We start from the raw sequence: 15,244 nt of genomic DNA, 5'->3' as shown, positions 1-15,244 counted from the left end.
GCGCCCCGCTCAGTCGAAGCCGAACGGTGCCAGCGGCCCGCGCCCGGCGCGCACCAGCAGCGGCGTCGCAGCGGTGAGATCGACCACCGTCGTCGGCTCGACGCCACAGTGGCCGCCGTCGATGATCAGTTCGAGCTGATCATCAAGACGGTCCTGGATTTCCCAGCCCTCGGTCAGCGGCGCTTCGTCACCGGGCAAGATCAGCGTTGAGGACAGCAGCGGTTCGCCAAGCGTGTCGAGCAGCGCCAGCGCGATCTGGTTGTCCGGCACGCGCAGGCCGATGGTCTTGCGCTTCGGGTGCAACACACGCCGCGGCAACTCCTTGGTACCTTCGAGAATGAAGGTATAGCTGCCCGGCGTCGTCGCCTTGAGCAGCCGGTACTGGGCGTTATCGACACGCGCGAACTGCGCGATTTCGGAAAGATCACGACACATCAGCGTCAGGTGGTGGCGCTCATCGACGCCGCGCAGCGCACGGATGCGTTCGACGGCGTCCTTGTCGCCCAGCGTGCAGCCGAGCGCGTAACACGAGTCAGTCGGAAAGGCGATGACGCCCCCGCCGCGCAGCACGTCGGCGGCGCGCTGCAGCAGGCGCGGCTGCGGATCTTCCGGGTGGATGGAGAGGAAGTGTGCCATCGAGACCGCTCAGAACGCGGTCCACACCGGTTTCAGCCCGGCGGGCAGCGGCGCCAGCGCGCCCAGATCGACGTAGCTTTCGCCGGGACCATGGAAGTCGGAACCGCGCGAGGCAAGAAAATCGTATTCGCGCGCCAGACGATCGAAGAGCGCCACGTGCTCCGGGGTGTGGCTGCCGGAAGCCACCTCGATGCCGCGGCCGCCGAGATCCTTGAATTCACCGAGAAAGCGCCGCAGATCGCGCGGCGACAGCTTGTAGCGCCCCGGATGCGCAACGACGGCAATCCCGCCGGCGCCGTGAATCCAGCCCAGACAGTCCGGCAGGCTCGCCCAGCGATGCTCGACATAGCCGGGCAGACCGGGTTTGAGGTAGGCGTCGAAAACGCTGCGCATGTCGCGACAGACGCCGATGCCGACCAGATAACGCGCGAAATGCGCGCGGCTGATCAGGTTCGGATCCTCGGCGTAATGCATGGCACCTTCGAAACTGCCGCGGATGCCGACCCGCTCGAGATCCGCCGCCATGCGCCGCGCGCGCTCGATACGCCCGGAGCGGATAGCGGCGAGTCCGGCATTGAGCGCGGCGTCGTCAGCGTCGAAAGCCAGTCCGACGATATGGATCTGCCCGCCTTCCCACTCGATCGACACCTCGACGCCGTTGACGAAGGCCATGCCGCACTCGACTGCCGCGACCCGCGCAGCAGCGAGGCCGGCGATGTTGTCGTGGTCCGTCAGCGCCAGCATGTCGACGCCGTTGGCCGCCGCCCGACGTGCCACATCGGCGGCCGGAAGCAGCCCGTCGGACGCCGTGGAGTGACAATGAAGATCGCAGTTGAGCACGAAAAATCAGCAGAAAGCCGGAAAAAACAAGCGCGGATGATAGCACAGCCGCGCAGCCTTCCCGGTGACGCCTGCGGCGAGGGAGCGACAGGGGCAGCCCTGACAAAGGCGCCCGCAAATGCACGCTGCCCCAAGAAAAACCGAAAAAGCGACTGTCAGGGGCGTCAACCGGGGAAGCACAGACCTTCGCGCCCGGCACCGCGCCCCCGGCCTATACCGTGGGCCACGCAGCGCAGGCTTACATCTGCGACTGCAGATAATTGTGCAGGCCGACCTTTTCAATCAGGCCGAGCTGCATCTCCAGCCAGTCGACGTGCTCTTCCTCTGCTTCAAGAATGTCCGCAAACAGCTCGCGGCTGACGTAGTCGGACACCGACTCACAGTGGGCGATGGCCTCGCGCAGCAGCGGAATCGCATCGTGTTCGAGCTTGAGGTCGCATTCCAGCATTTCCTGCGGGTTCTCGCCGATGCGCAGCTTGTTCAGATGCTGCAGGTTGGGCAGGCCTTCGAGGAAGAGGATGCGCTCGATCAACACGTCGGCGTGCTTCATCTCGTCGATCGACTCGTGCCGGGTCACCTCTTCGAGCTTCTTGAAGCCCCAGTTGCCGTACATCCTGGCGTGCAGGAAGTACTGGTTGATCGCGGTCAGTTCGTTGGCCAGTGCCTTGTTGAGGAACTGGATGACTTGCTTGTCGCCATGCATGCCCGTCTCCTTGCTTGTGCGAAGACAGCAGAGTAGCACATGGCCGCGCGTCCGATTATTTCGCGATCATGAAGGACACGCAGCCGCCCCGCAAGGTGGCTGCGCCTGTTGCTGGCGCAGGAGATTGTGCGCATCCAGACAGCACTTGCCGCAACAGTTGCCAACGCCGAGACGCTCGCGCAAGGCGCGCAGCGAGTCGGCCCCCTGGGCACGCGCCTCGGCGATGTGGCGCGTAGTCACGGCGTTGCAGATGCAGACGTACATGGCTCACCTCCGCAGACGATCATTGATGAGAATTATTCCCAAATAAAGCGCTTAATGCAAGCACTTCTCATTGACGGCGAAAAACACCTTGCCAGGCCACGTTGCCGAGCACTGCGCCGACGCATCCGGCCATAGCCCGAATGACGCTTGCCCACAACTGTTGCGCTTTCCTGCGTGGCAATCCGTTTGCCTTGCCGGCCGGATGCCGCCACGCTATAGTTCGCCCCGCGAACGGGAGAGTGCGGCCAACCCGCCGCCGAAGGCGCAATCCACCCGAAAACGCTCAGGCAAATGGACCGTTCGTGCAGTGAACTCTGGAGAGCGGCGTTCCCGTGAGGAACGCCCACCGATGGGGCAACGCGACTGCAGCAGTGCGTTACCGATCACCGTAACAACGCCCGGCAGGTCCGGCGCTGACGGGGTCGGCGATGCCGGCGGCGCGGCAATCTCTCAGGTACAAGGACAGGGGGGTGAATCCGTATGGGGTTCGCCCCTTTTTCGTTTGCGGAATCCGCCTCAAGGATTCCCGCCAAGGACCTGACATGACGAGAGAAACTGTCCTCAACGCGGAGCACCGGGCAAGCGGCGCCAAGATGGTCGACTTCGGCGGCTGGGACATGCCGCTGCACTACGGCTCGCAGATCGAGGAACACCACAGCGTACGCCGCGATGCCGGCATGTTCGACGTCTCGCACATGTGCGCCGTCGACCTTGCCGGCGCCGACTGCCGCGCCTTCCTGCGCCGGCTGATCGCCAACAACACCGACAAGCTGCAGGTGCCGGGTAAGGCCCTCTACTCGGCCATGCTCGACGAGAGCGGCGGTGTCGTCGACGACCTGATCGTCTACTTCCTCGACGACACGCACTTCCGCATCGTCATCAACGCCGGCACCGCCGACAAGGATCTGGCGTGGATCGAGGCGCGTCGCGCCGAATGGAATCTCGCCGTCGCCATCGAAGCACGGCGCGAACTGGCGATGATCGCCGTGCAGGGACCGAACGCCCGCGCCAAGGCGCTGGCGGCGCTGCCCGAACTCGCTGCTGCCGACGTGCTGAAGCCTTTCTTCGCCGCCGCCATCGGCGACGTGTTCATTGCCCGCACCGGCTATACCGGCGAGGATGGCTTCGAGATCGCCCTGCCCGCCGCACGCGCCGCCTCCGTCTGGCAGGCGCTGGCTGCTGCCGGCGTCGCCCCTTGCGGTCTCGGCGCGCGCGACACGCTGCGCCTCGAAGCCGGCATGAACCTCTACGGTCAGGACATGGACGAGTCGGTTTCGCCGCTCGACGCCGGCCTCGCATGGACGGTCGACCTCGTCAGCCCGCGCGATTTCGTCGGCAAGACGGCGCTGCTCGCGCACGGCCAGCAGAAGCAGTTCCTCGGCCTGCTGCTCGAAGACCGCGGCGTGCTGCGCGCGCATCAGCATGTTTACTGCGATCAGGGTGAAGGCGAAATCACCAGCGGCAGCTTCTCGCCAACGCTGCAACGCTCGATCGCACTCGCCCGCCTGCCGCTCGGCGTCGCCGTCGGCGACCACGTCGAAGTCGACATCCGCGGCAAGCGCCTCGCGGCTCGCGTCGTCAAACCTGTCTTCGTGCGCCACGGCAAGCCGTTGATCTGAGTCCGCATGACGCGGCACTGAAGCAAAATACGCACTCCGATTTCCCCTGAACCTCGTCCCCTTCCCCCTTTATTCCTACCGACCCCGGAGAACCAACATGTCCGCACTGCCCGCCAACCTCAAGTACACCAAGAGCCACGAATGGGTTCGCGCCGAAGCCGACGGCAGCGTCACCATCGGCATCACCGACCACGCGCAGGAAGCGCTCGGCGACCTCGTTTTCGTTGAACTGCCGCCGGTCGGCAAGGCGATCGCTGCGGGCGAAGAAGCCGCTGTCGTCGAATCGGTGAAGGCCGCCGCCGACGTTTACGCGCCGCTTTCCGGTGTCGTCACCGCCATCAACGATGCCGTCGTCGATGCGCCGGAATCGGTCAATCAGGACGCTTTCAGCGCCTGGCTGTTCAAGCTGCAGCCGAACGACGCCGCCGCCGTCAACGCCCTGCTCGACGCTGCTGCCTACCAGCAGGCCATCGACGCCGAATGAGCGGGTTGCACAGCCAGTCCGGCCATCTTTCGCCACAGGAATCCGCCATGACCGCCAGCGCCGCATCTTCTTCTGCCGCTTCTTCTGCCTCTCCTGCCATTTCGCTCGACGCCCTGCTCCAGCGCGACGAATTCGTCGCGCGTCACATTGCTCCGGCGAGCAATGACATCGCCGAGATGCTGGCGGCGATCGGCGCCGACAGCCTCGACACGCTGATCGCGCAGACCGTGCCGGCGGCGATCCACCTGCCGCAGCCACTGGCGCAGTCGCTGCCGGCGGCACGGCCCGAGCACGAGGCGCTGGCCGCGCTGAAAGCGCTCGCTGGCCGCAACCGGATGAACAAATCGCTGATCGGCATGGGTTACGCCGACACGCTCCTGCCCAAGGTGATCCTGCGCAACGTGCTCGAAAACCCGGGCTGGTACACCGCTTACACGCCGTATCAGGCGGAAGTCGCACAGGGCCGGCTGGAAGCGCTGCTCAACTACCAGCAGATGGTGATCGACCTCACCGGTCTCGAACTCGCCAACGCCTCGCTGCTCGACGAAGCCACCGCCGCCGCCGAGGCGATGACGATGGCGCGTCGCGTCAGCAAGTCACGTTCGAACGTGTTTTTCGTCGATGCCGCCTGCTTCCCGCAGACCATCGACGTGATCAGGACGCGCGCCGCTTACTTCGGTTATGAACTCGTTTTCGGCGCCCCCGAAGAAGCCGCGCTCCAGGAAACCTTTGGCGCGCTGTTCCAGTACCCGAACGACGCCGGCGAGATCAGCGACCTCAGCGGCCCGATCGCCGCGGCGCAATCGCGCGGCGCCGTCGTCGCCGTCGCCAGCGACCTGATGGCGCTGACACTGCTGAAATCGCCCGGCGAAATGGGCGCCGACATCGCCCTCGGCTCGGCGCAACGCTTCGGCGTGCCGCTCGGCTTCGGCGGCCCGCACGCGGCATTCTTCGCCACGCGCGACGCACACAAGCGCGCCGTCGCCGGCCGCATCATCGGCGTTTCCGTCGATGCCCGCGGCAAGCGCGCGCTGCGCATGGCGCTGCAGACGCGCGAACAGCACATCCGCCGCGAGAAGGCCAACTCCAACATCTGCACCTCGCAGGTGCTGCTCGCCAACATCGCCGGCATGTACGCCGTCTATCACGGCCCCGCAGGCTTGCGCGCGATCGCCACGCGCATCCACCGACTGGCCGCGATCCTTGCCGAAGGCCTGCGTCTGGCTGGCGTTACCGTTCCCAACCGGCAGTTCTTCGACACCATCCGCGTCGAACTCGGCGCGCGCGCGCTGAGCGTGCATCAGGCGGCCGCCGCTGCCGGCTACAACCTGCGCGAAGCCGAAAACGGCGTCCTCGGCATCGCCATCAACGAAAAGACGACGCCCGACGACGTCGCCACGCTGATCAAGCTGATCACCGGCGTTGCCGCCGACATCGCCGCGCTCGACGACAAGCTGCGCCAGAACGACCCGTCGCTGCCGGCCACACTGCTGCGCCGCGATGCCATCCTCACGCATCCGGTGTTCAACGCGCACCATTCCGAGCACGAGATCCTGCGCTATCTCAAGCGCCTGCAGAACCGCGATCTGGCGCTCGACCACTCGATGATCGCGCTCGGCTCGTGCACCATGAAGCTCAACGCCACCAGCGAGATGATCCCGATCACCTGGCCCGAATTCACCGACATCCACCCCTTCGCCCCGCTCGACCAGGCGCAGGGCTATCTGGAAATGATCGGCCAGCTCGAGGACTGGCTGGCGAAGATCACCGGCTTCGACGCGGTGAGCATGCAGCCGAACTCCGGTGCGCAGGGCGAATACGCCGGCCTCGTTGCCATCCAGCGCTACCACGCCAGCCGCGGCGACACGCAGCGCGACGTCTGCCTGATCCCGAAATCGGCGCACGGCACCAACCCTGCCAGCGCGCAGATGTGCGGCATGCAGGTCGTGGTGGTCGACTGTGACGACAGCGGCAACGTCGACGTCGCCGACCTGCGCGCCAAGGCGGCAGCCAATGCCGAGCGCCTGTCGTGCCTGATGCTCACCTACCCGTCGACGCACGGCGTTTTCGAAGAAGCCGTGTGCGACATCTGCGCCATCGTGCATGCGCACGGCGGCCAGGTGTACATGGACGGTGCCAACCTCAACGCGCAGGTCGGTCTCACCTCGCCCGGTTTCATCGGCGCCGACGTCAGCCACATGAACCTGCACAAGACCTTCTGCATCCCGCACGGTGGCGGCGGCCCGGGCATGGGACCGATCGGCGTGCGCGCGCATCTGGCGCCCTTCCTCTCCAGCCACGTCGTACAGCCGGTTCCCGGCCGCAACGCCGGTCAGGGCGCCGTCTCGGCGGCGCCCTGGGGTTCGGCGTCGATCCTGCCGATCTCGTGGATGTACATCGCCATGATGGGCGGCGACGGTCTGGCGCGTGCCAGTGCGACGGCGATCCTCAACGCCAACTACATCGCCAGCCAGCTGTCGGCGCACTACCCGGTGCTGTACACCGGCAGTCAGGGGCGCGTCGCGCACGAGTGCATCCTCGACCTGCGTCCGCTCAAGGCCGCTACCGGCATCAGCGAAACCGACGTCGCCAAGCGCCTGATGGACTACGGCTTCCACGCGCCGACGGTCAGCTTCCCGGTCGCCGGTACGCTGATGATCGAGCCGACCGAATCGGAGCCAAAGGAAGAGCTCGACCGCTTCATCGCAGCGATGATCTCGATCCGGCAGGAAATCGCCAAGGTCGAGGCCGGCGGCTGGCCGGCGGACAACAACCCGCTCAAGCGCGCGCCGCACACGCAGGCCGATCTCGCCGACGAGCTCTGGGAGCGGCCGTACAGCCGCGCCGAAGCCGTCTTCCCCCTCGCCTGGGTGGCGGCGAACAAGTTCTGGCCGAGTGTGAACCGTATCGACGACGTTTACGGCGACCGCAACCTGTTCTGTTCCTGTCCGCCGCCCGAAGACAGCGCTAGCTGACGAGCCCGCCGCCGCCGCGGGCAAATCCGCGGCGGCGGGGCAAGGCGCGCAAGTCCTGCGCGCTTTCGAAAGCGGATTGTCGCTGGATTGGTAGAATCCAGCGATGCTCGACAGACCGACAGTACTCACCCGGACTTTCATCGCCTTCTTCGATTCGGAGAAAGCCGGTGGTGTGCTGCTCATTCTGTGCACGCTGCTATCGCTCATCATCGCCAACTCGCTACTGGGTCCGGCATATCAACAGCTCTGGCAGGCCAGGTTCCTCGGTCTCAGTGTCGAGCACTGGATCAACGACGGCCTGATGGCGGTGTTTTTCCTGCTCATCGGCCTTGAGCTTGAACGCGAGCTCTACGTCGGCGAACTGTCCAGCTTGAGCAACGCGGTGCTGCCGATCGTCGCTGCGCTGGGTGGCATTGCACTGCCTGCACTGATCCATTTCAGCCTCAACGCCGGCACACCGGCACAAGCCGGCGCCGGCATTCCGATGGCAACCGACATCGCCTTTGCGCTTGGCGTGCTGGCCTTGCTCGGCAAGCGCGTCCCGGCTTCGCTCAAGATCTTCCTGACCGCACTGGCGGTGATGGACGACCTCGGCGCGATCATCGTCATCGCGGTTTTCTACACTGCGGAAGTTTCGCTTGCCTATCTGTTCGGCGCTTTCGCCGTCTTCGCGACGCTTGTCCTGCTCAACCGCCGCTTCCGGGTGATGTCCTTGCTGCCTTACCTGCTTGGCGGCGCCCTGATGTGGTTCCTGATGCTGAAATCAGGCGTCCATGCCACCATCGCCGGTGTCCTGCTGGCGTTTGCCATTCCCTTTTCTTCGCGCGCCGAAGATCAGACATCACCTTCACACCGCCTCGAACACCTGCTGCACAAGCCGGCGGCGTTCATCATCCTGCCGCTCTTTGCGCTGGCCAATACCGCCGTCGTGATCAATACCGGCTGGCAGGATGATCTGCTGAGCAGCAACAGCCTGGGCATCATTCTTGGCCTGCTGCTCGGCAAGCCGCTGGGCATCACACTCCTCTGCTTCATTGCCGTCAGCATCGGGTTCTGCCGGCTGCCGCAGGATCTCGGCTGGCGACACGTGTTCGGTGCCGGACTGCTCGGCGGCATCGGTTTCACCATGTCGATCTTCATCACTAATCTCGCCTTCGCCGACAACGAGCAGTTCGTCAACGCTGCGAAGATCGCCATCCTGCTGGCGTCGATCAGCGCCGGCGTGCTCGGTTTCCTGTGGCTGAAGATGGCGCTCAGCAGACGCTGAACAAGACGTGACTTTGTGCGCAGAAGCACTACTGCAAAGTACGTACAATGCTCGCCAGCCAGCAACTTTTCGCTATTTTTTGGCAGTCAAGAAGATGAACAAAATCATCAACAAGCTCGCACTCGCCGCATGCTTTTGCAGTCCGCTCATTGCTCAAGCCAGCCTCATCACTATCGAAACCGGCTATTCAACTGCCGGTTCACAACTCTCTGCGGCTGCCTATCAGAGCGTTGTTGAAAGCACCAGCAAGCAGTCGGTGGTCGTCGCGAGCTATGACAGCATCAGCCCGCAGAGCATTCTCGGTACAGGCAGCAATTTTGCCTTCAAGTCGACCGTAAATTTCGGTGTAACTGCGGCCAATGCGGGAATCTGGGAAATCCGGGCTGGCGTTGATTTCGGTAATGGTGGCGCGATTTTTGTCGATGGTATTGCGCAGGATTTCAAGAGCAAGGACATGTGGTGGGGCAGTAGCTATACAAGCCCGAGCCAGTATTTTGACATCTCGCTGAATCTCGGTGCCGGCAACCATGTCCTGCAAATTTATGGCCTTGAAATGTGCTGTTCCGGTCCCCAGCAAGCGCAATTCAAAGCTCCCGGAAGCACCTCGTTTACTTCGTTTAGCTCCAGAGATGGCTTGAATGCAAGCGTGCCCGAGCCCGCAAGCCTTGCGCTGACACTTACCGGCGTCGGGATGATGGTCGCACTTGGACGTCGCCGACAAAAAGTCCAGGCTGCCGCCTGAGATACTGCTGATTGAAGCGATACACGGGGGCTGATGCCCCCGTTGCTATTTGTGCGCCCGAAGAGTGACGGGCACAAGCGAACGTTTTTCTGCTGCAAGCATCAGAAACCCAAGCTGAGCGCACCCAGCCCGCCCGACTACCCAGCAAAACGGAGCACCCAATGCCCGCCAGTCCGACCCGCGTCCCATCAGCAGAAATTTATGGTTTTTCCGCCGACCGCATCGACGGCAGTCCGCAATCGCTTGCCGACTACGCCGGCAAGGTGCTGCTGATCGTCAACACCGCGAGCCACTGCGGTTTCACACCGCAATACAAAGGTCTGGAGGACCTCTTTCAGCGCTACCGCGAGCGCGGTCTGGTCGTTCTCGGCTTTCCCTGCAACCAGTTCGGCGCGCAGGAGCCGGGCAGCGAGGCCGAGATTGGCAGCTTCTGTCAGAAGAACTACGGCGTCAGCTTCCCGATGTTCGCCAAGATCGACGTCAATGGTGACGACGCGCACCCGCTCTACTGCCACCTCAAGCAGCAGGCGCGCGGCCTGCTCGGCAGCGAGGCGATCAAGTGGAACTTCACCAAGTTCCTCGTCGACCGCGATGGCGAGGTAATCGAGCGCTACGCGCCAGCGACGGCGCCCGCTGCACTCGCTGACGACATCGAGAAGCTGCTGTGAGCGCAAGCCACTGGGCAGCGCTCCGCCGCTTGGCCGTCCCCGCACAATGAGCACGGTCACTGTCGAAAACGTTCTCTCCGTCAGGCACTGGAACGAACGTCTCTTCAGCTTCCGCACCACGCGCAAGGCCGCTCTGCGCTTCGAGAACGGACAGTTCGTCATGCTCGGTCTGCCGCGCGACGATGGCCGGCCTCTGCTGCGCGCCTACAGCATGGCCAGCCCGAACTACGCGGACTATCTGGAGTTCTTCAGCATCAAGGTCGACAACGGCCCGCTCACCGCGCGTCTGCAACACCTCAAGCCCGGCGACGAGGTGCTGGTCGGGCAGAAACCGACCGGCACGCTGACGCTGCACGACCTCAAACCCGGCAAGCGTGTCTACCTGCTGTCGACCGGCACCGGGCTGGCGCCCTTCATCAGCCTGATCCAGGACCCGTTGATCTACGAGCGCTTCCGGCAGGTGATCCTCGTACACGGCGTCCGCCATATTACGGATCTGGCTTACGCCGATTTCATTCGCGACGAACTTCCGCACAACGAATACTTCGGTGAGGCCGTCGGCAAGCAGCTCCGCTACTACCCGACGGTGACACGCGAGGGCTACGTCAACCACGGCCGCATCACGACGCTGATCGAAACCGGCCGACTGTTTGCTGATCTCGGCCTGCCTGAGCTCGACCCGGAACTCGACCGGGTCATGCTTTGCGGCAGTTCGGCGATGCTCAAGGATTGCCGGGCGCTGCTCGACGCGCGCGGTTTCCACGTCTCGCGCTTCATCGGCGATCCCGGCGATTACGTCATCGAGCACGCTTTCGTCGAGAAATAGTGCGCGACACGCGGGCGTCCTGTAGCCTTGCCGCAGCCATGACACGCATCATTGACGTTCTTCTGCCGGTGACGCCCGAGTGCTGGGAAAGCTGCGGCGCCTGCGCCAGCGGCGATCTGCGCATCGACGACATCCGCGTGCTGCCCGGCGACCGGGTCGAACGCGACGACACACTGCTTGTCGTCGAAACCGGCAAGGTCGCACTGGATATCCCGGCGCCTTGTGCGGGGCGCGTACACTCGCTTTGCGTCGCAGCCGGTGACACGATTTTCACCGGTCAGCGCCTGTTGCGACTGGAAGCGGCCTGAAAAACCCCCTGACTGACAGCGGCTCGCGGCTTGGCGGGCATGGTCTGCTGCGTCAGAATTATTTCGATCAATCGCAAAATGCAGGCAATGAACTCTCCCCGCGTCGCCGACCGCAGCAAACTGATCGCACTGGTATGTCTGCTCCTTTGCGCCGGTTTTCTGGCAACAACGCTGATCAGCTATTTCGCCTCGCGCGACTCAATACGCGCGTCAATCATCGCTACCGAACTGCCGCTCACTTCGGACAACGTCTACTCCGAAATCCAGAAGGATCTCGTTCGCCCGGTGCTCATCTCGTCGATGATGTCGCGCGACACCTTCCTGCGCGACTGGGTGATCAGCGGCGAGCGTGACGTTGGCCAGATGACGCGCTATCTCAAGGAAGTGATGTCGCACTACGGCGCCTTCACCGCATTTTTCGTTTCGGACGCGAGCAAGACCTACTACCACGCCGACGGCGTGCTAAAACAGATCCTTGCCGACGAGCCGCGCGACGCCTGGTATTTCCGCGTACGCGACATGAAAGAGCCATACGAGATCAACGTCGACCCCGATCTCGCCAATCGTGACACGCTGACCATCTTCATCAACTACCGCGTGCTCGACTATCGCAACCGCTTCATCGGCGCCACCGGCGTCGGGCTGACCGTCGACGCCGTCGTCGGCATCATTCAGGACTACCAGAAGCGCTACGGCCGCACCATCTACTTCGTCAATGGCAGCGGCGACATCGTGCTCGCCGGCCGGCACGATGAGGGCGGCGAGCGTCGCGGCAACATCCGCGACATTCCCGGCCTGCGCGAACAGGCTGACGCCGTTCTTCAGAGCACTGGCGGCAGCTTTGAATACGACAGCGAGCAGGGACGCCACTTCCTCAATGTGCGCTACATCCCGGAGCTCAAGTGGCGGCTGTTTGTGGTCAAGGACGAAAGATCGGCTGTTTCCGGGCTGCAGCGGGCGCTGTACATGAATCTGGCGGTATGTGCCGGCGTTACCCTGCTCGTGCTGCTGCTCGTCTATCTCACCATCAACCGCTACCACCGCGCACTCGAGCAGATGGCGGCGACCGACAGCCTGACCGGTCTCGCCAACCGGCACGCGCTCAAGCTGCTGCTCAGCCAGGCGATGCGCGACGCAGCCCGGCAGCGCTCGCCCATGACGGCGATTCTCATCGACATCGACCACTTCAAGGCGCTCAACGACAGTCAGGGGCACGCAGCCGGCGACCGCGTCCTGCGCCAGCTCGGCGAAACGCTGCGCGGCTGTCTGCGCGCTTCCGACATCGCCTGCCGCTGGGGCGGCGAGGAATTTCTCGTCGTGCTGAAGAACACCGATCTGGCTGCGGCCCTGCCCCTCGCCGAAACACTGCGTCAGCACATCGCCGAAATGCCGGCTGGCGCGGGCGAAGCGGTACGTATCAGCGCCGGTGTCGTCGCTTGGCAGGCCGGTGACTCGGTCGAAACGCTGGTCGAACGCGCCGACGCGCAGCTGTACCGCGCCAAGCAGGAAGGGCGCGACCGCGTTTGCAGCGAAGCCGTCAGCCTTCCGCCATCACCGCCGCCGCTTGACACGGAGTAAACTGTCGCGCTTTGCCGCAGCAGCTGCCTTCCCGCAGTTCTGCACTGACCCGAATTACTTCCATCCAGGCATTCACACCCAAATGGCTCAATACGTAATGTCGATGCTCCGCGTGAGCAAGACCGTCCCACCCAAGCGCAAGATCATCACCGACATCTCGCTCTCGTTCTTCCCCGGCGCCAAGATCGGCCTGCTCGGCCTCAACGGCTCGGGCAAATCGACCGTGCTGCGCATCATGGCCGGCGTGGATAAGGACTTTGAAGGCGAAGTGCAGTGGCAACCCGGCCTGAAGATCGGCTATCTGGCGCAGGAACCGGAGATCAATCCGGAAAACACCGTACGCCAGGAAGTCGAATCGGGAATGGGCGAAATCATGCAGGCGCAGCAGAAGCTGGAAGAGGTTTACGCCGCCTACGCCGAACCAGACGCCGATTTCGACAAGCTCGCCGAAGAACAGGCGCGGCTTGAGGCAATCATCGCCGCGTCGGGCAGCGATCTTGAACACCAGATGGAAATAGCCGCCGACGCACTGCGTCTGCCGCCCTGGGACGCCTCTATCCGCAACCTTTCCGGCGGCGAAAAGCGCCGTGTCGCGCTATGCAAGCTGCTGCTCTCGAAGCCTGACATGCTGCTGCTTGACGAACCGACCAACCACCTCGACGCCGAATCGGTCGAGTGGCTCGAACAGTTCCTCGTGCGCTTCCCCGGCACCGTCGTCGCCGTCACCCACGACCGCTACTTCCTCGACAACGCCGCCGAGTGGATTCTCGAACTCGACCGCGGCCACGGCATCCCGTGGAAGGGCAATTACTCGTCCTGGCTGGAGCAGAAGGAAGCGCGCCTGGAGACCGAGTCGAAGCAGGAAGCGGCACGCATCAAGAGCATGAAGCATGAACTCGAATGGGTGCGACAGAATCCGAAGGCGCGGCAGGCGAAGAGCAAGGCGCGTCTGGCGCGCTTCAACGAACTGTCGAGCCAGGAATATCAGGCACGCAACGAAACGCAGGAACTGTTCATCCCGGTGGCCGAGCGCCTCGGCGACAAGGTGATCGAGTTTAGCGACGTGAGCAAGGCTTTCGGCGACCGCCTGCTCATCGACAAGCTGAACTTCAGCCTGCCGGCAGGCGCCATCGTCGGCATCATCGGCCCGAACGGCGCCGGCAAATCGACGCTGTTCCGCATGATCACCGGCCAGGAAAAACCCGACTCAGGCGAAGTCGTCGTCGGCCCGACGGTCCATATGGCCTACGTCGACCAGAGCCGCGACAACCTGAGCGCGAACAAGACGGTGTTCGAGGAACTCGCCGACGGCCGCGACATCCTGCAGATCGGCCGTTTCGAGATGCCCAGCCGCGCCTACATCGGCCGCTTCAACTTCAAGGGCGGCGACCAGCAGAAGATCGTCGGCAACCTCTCCGGTGGTGAGCGCGGCCGGCTGCATCTAGCGAAGACGCTGATGACCGGCGGCAACCTGCTGCTGCTCGACGAACCGTCGAACGACCTTGACGTGGAAACGCTGCGCGCGCTCGAAGAAGCGCTGCTCGAATTCGCCGGCTGCGCGCTGGTCATCTCGCACGATCGCTGGTTCCTCGACCGCATCTGCACGCACATCCTGGCTGCCGAGGGCGACTCGCAGTGGAGCTTCTTCAACGGCAACTATCAGGAATACGAAGACGACAAGAAGCGTCGTCTCGGCGAAGAAGGCGCCAAACCGAAGCGCATCCGCTACAAGCCGATCACGCGCTAGGGGAAGCCGGGTAATGGCGCCGCGTGACTGCGGCGTCGGAATTCACCGAGGAGCGTGCGGTGCTTTCGCGGCGGATTCGTGGTGCTTTTGCGGCGTTTGGCGGCACAAGAAACCGCGCGGCAAAAGCGAAAGGGTCCGTAAAACGGACCCTTTCCAGTTCTCCGCCCCCGATCTACCGCTTGGGAACGGAGAAGCACTCTGGCCGGTGACACCACACCGGCAAAACCGTGTTCAGACGGCCGCCTTGAGATTGGCGGCGAAGCGCGCTTCAAGGGTTTCCGGAAACTGGAACTTGTTGAAGGTCTTGCGGATTTTGTCGAGGTTGGTGCCAGCGCTGCGATCTTCAAAGCGGATGCCGAGCGGGCCACCGTTGGCCGCCAGCGTGGCGAAGGCGAAACGCCAGCGCTGCACTTCGGCAAGGCGTTCGCGCAATTCGCGCTCGTTGCTGATGGCAACACCCGCCTGTTTGAGGGAATCAAGGAATTCGCTGAAGGATTCGTTGCTCAGACTGCCCATTTTTTTCTCCGTTTGCATCCGGTGATTGCTCACCCTTGAGGCGAATAACGCGGAGCACGCAAGCTGGTTGA

General features: G+C 63.6%; 15 protein-coding genes and 2 riboswitches. Of the genes, 10 read left to right on the top strand and 5 right to left on the bottom strand.

Annotated features, from left to right (window positions below; translation table 11 throughout):
- Nucleotides 1–9: 9 nt before the first annotated feature.
- The 4 genes from GGD90_RS11525 to GGD90_RS11510 form a co-directional block, all read right to left on the bottom strand.
- Entirely contained in the window at nt 10–636 is a 627-nt protein-coding gene (locus GGD90_RS11525) for an L-threonylcarbamoyladenylate synthase (protein WP_153116919.1), read from the bottom strand.
- Nucleotides 637–645: 9 nt separating this feature from the next.
- Nucleotides 646–1,476, bottom strand: a complete 831-nt coding sequence (locus GGD90_RS11520) for a 3',5'-nucleoside bisphosphate phosphatase (RefSeq protein WP_153116920.1) — start codon at nt 1,474–1,476, stop codon at nt 646–648.
- A 238-nt stretch (nt 1,477–1,714) separates the two neighbouring features.
- A complete protein-coding gene (gene bfr / locus GGD90_RS11515; RefSeq protein ID WP_153116921.1) occupies nt 1,715–2,179 on the bottom strand; it encodes a bacterioferritin in 465 nt (154 codons plus the stop codon).
- Between the two features lie 66 nt (nt 2,180–2,245).
- The gene (locus GGD90_RS11510; RefSeq protein WP_153116922.1) at nt 2,246–2,443 is read right to left on the bottom strand and encodes a (2Fe-2S)-binding protein; all 198 of its coding nucleotides are present in this window, start codon (nt 2,441–2,443) and stop codon (nt 2,246–2,248) included.
- Between the two features lie 222 nt (nt 2,444–2,665).
- A riboswitch (glycine riboswitch) is annotated at nt 2,666–2,752 on the top strand.
- 3 nt (nt 2,753–2,755) lie between these two features.
- A riboswitch (glycine riboswitch) is annotated at nt 2,756–2,911 on the top strand.
- 74 nt (nt 2,912–2,985) lie between these two features.
- On the opposite strand from GGD90_RS11510, the gene gcvT reads away from it, so the two are divergent.
- The 10 genes from gcvT to ettA all read left to right on the top strand — a co-directional run bounded on the left by gcvT (nt 2,986) and on the right by ettA (nt 14,657).
- Nucleotides 2,986–4,062 (top strand): glycine cleavage system aminomethyltransferase GcvT, encoded by a 1,077-nt coding sequence (gene gcvT / locus GGD90_RS11505; protein WP_153116923.1) that lies wholly within the window; start codon nt 2,986–2,988, stop codon nt 4,060–4,062.
- A 97-nt stretch (nt 4,063–4,159) separates the two neighbouring features.
- The gene (gene gcvH / locus GGD90_RS11500; RefSeq protein WP_153116924.1) at nt 4,160–4,546 is read left to right on the top strand and encodes a glycine cleavage system protein GcvH; all 387 of its coding nucleotides are present in this window, start codon (nt 4,160–4,162) and stop codon (nt 4,544–4,546) included.
- A gap of 47 nt (nt 4,547–4,593) precedes the next feature.
- Nucleotides 4,594–7,521 carry an aminomethyl-transferring glycine dehydrogenase gene (gene gcvP / locus GGD90_RS11495; protein ID WP_153116925.1) on the top strand — a complete coding sequence of 976 codons (2,928 nt, stop codon included), beginning with the start codon at nt 4,594–4,596 and terminating at the stop codon, nt 7,519–7,521.
- Between the two features lie 103 nt (nt 7,522–7,624).
- Entirely contained in the window at nt 7,625–8,788 is a 1,164-nt protein-coding gene (nhaA, locus tag GGD90_RS11490) for a Na+/H+ antiporter NhaA (protein ID WP_153116926.1), read from the top strand.
- A gap of 94 nt (nt 8,789–8,882) precedes the next feature.
- Nucleotides 8,883–9,530, top strand: coding sequence for a CCXG family PEP-CTERM protein (locus GGD90_RS11485; protein WP_153116927.1), 648 nt, complete (start codon nt 8,883–8,885; stop codon nt 9,528–9,530).
- 161 nt (nt 9,531–9,691) lie between these two features.
- Complete coding sequence (locus GGD90_RS11480; protein ID WP_153116928.1) at nt 9,692–10,198, top strand: glutathione peroxidase; 507 nt, start codon at nt 9,692–9,694, stop codon at nt 10,196–10,198.
- 46 nt (nt 10,199–10,244) lie between these two features.
- Entirely contained in the window at nt 10,245–11,024 is a 780-nt protein-coding gene (locus GGD90_RS11475; protein ID WP_153116929.1) for a ferredoxin--NADP reductase, read from the top strand.
- A gap of 38 nt (nt 11,025–11,062) precedes the next feature.
- Entirely contained in the window at nt 11,063–11,332 is a 270-nt protein-coding gene (locus tag GGD90_RS11470) for a biotin/lipoyl-containing protein (RefSeq protein WP_153116930.1), read from the top strand.
- An 87-nt stretch (nt 11,333–11,419) separates the two neighbouring features.
- Nucleotides 11,420–12,910 carry a sensor domain-containing diguanylate cyclase gene (locus GGD90_RS11465; protein ID WP_153116931.1) on the top strand — a complete coding sequence of 497 codons (1,491 nt, stop codon included), beginning with the start codon at nt 11,420–11,422 and terminating at the stop codon, nt 12,908–12,910.
- An 82-nt stretch (nt 12,911–12,992) separates the two neighbouring features.
- Nucleotides 12,993–14,657, top strand: a complete 1,665-nt coding sequence (gene ettA / locus GGD90_RS11460) for an energy-dependent translational throttle protein EttA (RefSeq protein ID WP_153116932.1) — start codon at nt 12,993–12,995, stop codon at nt 14,655–14,657.
- A 231-nt stretch (nt 14,658–14,888) separates the two neighbouring features.
- Here the strand turns inward: ettA and GGD90_RS11455 are convergent, their stop codons facing one another.
- Nucleotides 14,889–15,173, bottom strand: a complete 285-nt coding sequence (locus tag GGD90_RS11455; protein ID WP_153116933.1) for a hypothetical protein — start codon at nt 15,171–15,173, stop codon at nt 14,889–14,891.
- Nucleotides 15,174–15,244: the final 71 nt, after the last annotated feature.

Origin of the sequence: Rhodocyclus tenuis (assembly GCF_014197755.1) — a bacterium.
GTDB lineage: Bacteria > Pseudomonadota > Gammaproteobacteria > Burkholderiales > Rhodocyclaceae > Rhodocyclus > Rhodocyclus tenuis.
The sequence above is the reverse complement of the archived record's forward strand: the minus strand, read 5'-3'. Positions and strand labels throughout refer to the sequence as shown.

What these genes read in the sequence shown, in the direction of transcription:
- GGD90_RS11525 (WP_153116919.1), bottom strand. Translation starts at nt 636, where the DNA reads ATGGCACACTTCCTCTCCATCCACCCGGAAGATCCGCAGCCGCGCCTG.
- bfr (WP_153116921.1), bottom strand. Translation starts at nt 2,179, where the DNA reads ATGCATGGCGACAAGCAAGTCATCCAGTTCCTCAACAAGGCACTGGCC.
- GGD90_RS11510 (WP_153116922.1), bottom strand. Translation starts at nt 2,443, where the DNA reads ATGTACGTCTGCATCTGCAACGCCGTGACTACGCGCCACATCGCCGAG.
- gcvT (WP_153116923.1), top strand. Translation starts at nt 2,986, where the DNA reads ATGACGAGAGAAACTGTCCTCAACGCGGAGCACCGGGCAAGCGGCGCC.
- gcvH (WP_153116924.1), top strand. Translation starts at nt 4,160, where the DNA reads ATGTCCGCACTGCCCGCCAACCTCAAGTACACCAAGAGCCACGAATGG.
- gcvP (WP_153116925.1), top strand. Translation starts at nt 4,594, where the DNA reads ATGACCGCCAGCGCCGCATCTTCTTCTGCCGCTTCTTCTGCCTCTCCT.
- nhaA (WP_153116926.1), top strand. Translation starts at nt 7,625, where the DNA reads ATGCTCGACAGACCGACAGTACTCACCCGGACTTTCATCGCCTTCTTC.
- GGD90_RS11485 (WP_153116927.1), top strand. Translation starts at nt 8,883, where the DNA reads ATGAACAAAATCATCAACAAGCTCGCACTCGCCGCATGCTTTTGCAGT.
- GGD90_RS11480 (WP_153116928.1), top strand. Translation starts at nt 9,692, where the DNA reads ATGCCCGCCAGTCCGACCCGCGTCCCATCAGCAGAAATTTATGGTTTT.
- GGD90_RS11475 (WP_153116929.1), top strand. Translation starts at nt 10,245, where the DNA reads ATGAGCACGGTCACTGTCGAAAACGTTCTCTCCGTCAGGCACTGGAAC.
- GGD90_RS11470 (WP_153116930.1), top strand. Translation starts at nt 11,063, where the DNA reads ATGACACGCATCATTGACGTTCTTCTGCCGGTGACGCCCGAGTGCTGG.
- GGD90_RS11465 (WP_153116931.1), top strand. Translation starts at nt 11,420, where the DNA reads ATGAACTCTCCCCGCGTCGCCGACCGCAGCAAACTGATCGCACTGGTA.
- ettA (WP_153116932.1), top strand. Translation starts at nt 12,993, where the DNA reads ATGGCTCAATACGTAATGTCGATGCTCCGCGTGAGCAAGACCGTCCCA.
- GGD90_RS11455 (WP_153116933.1), bottom strand. Translation starts at nt 15,173, where the DNA reads ATGGGCAGTCTGAGCAACGAATCCTTCAGCGAATTCCTTGATTCCCTC.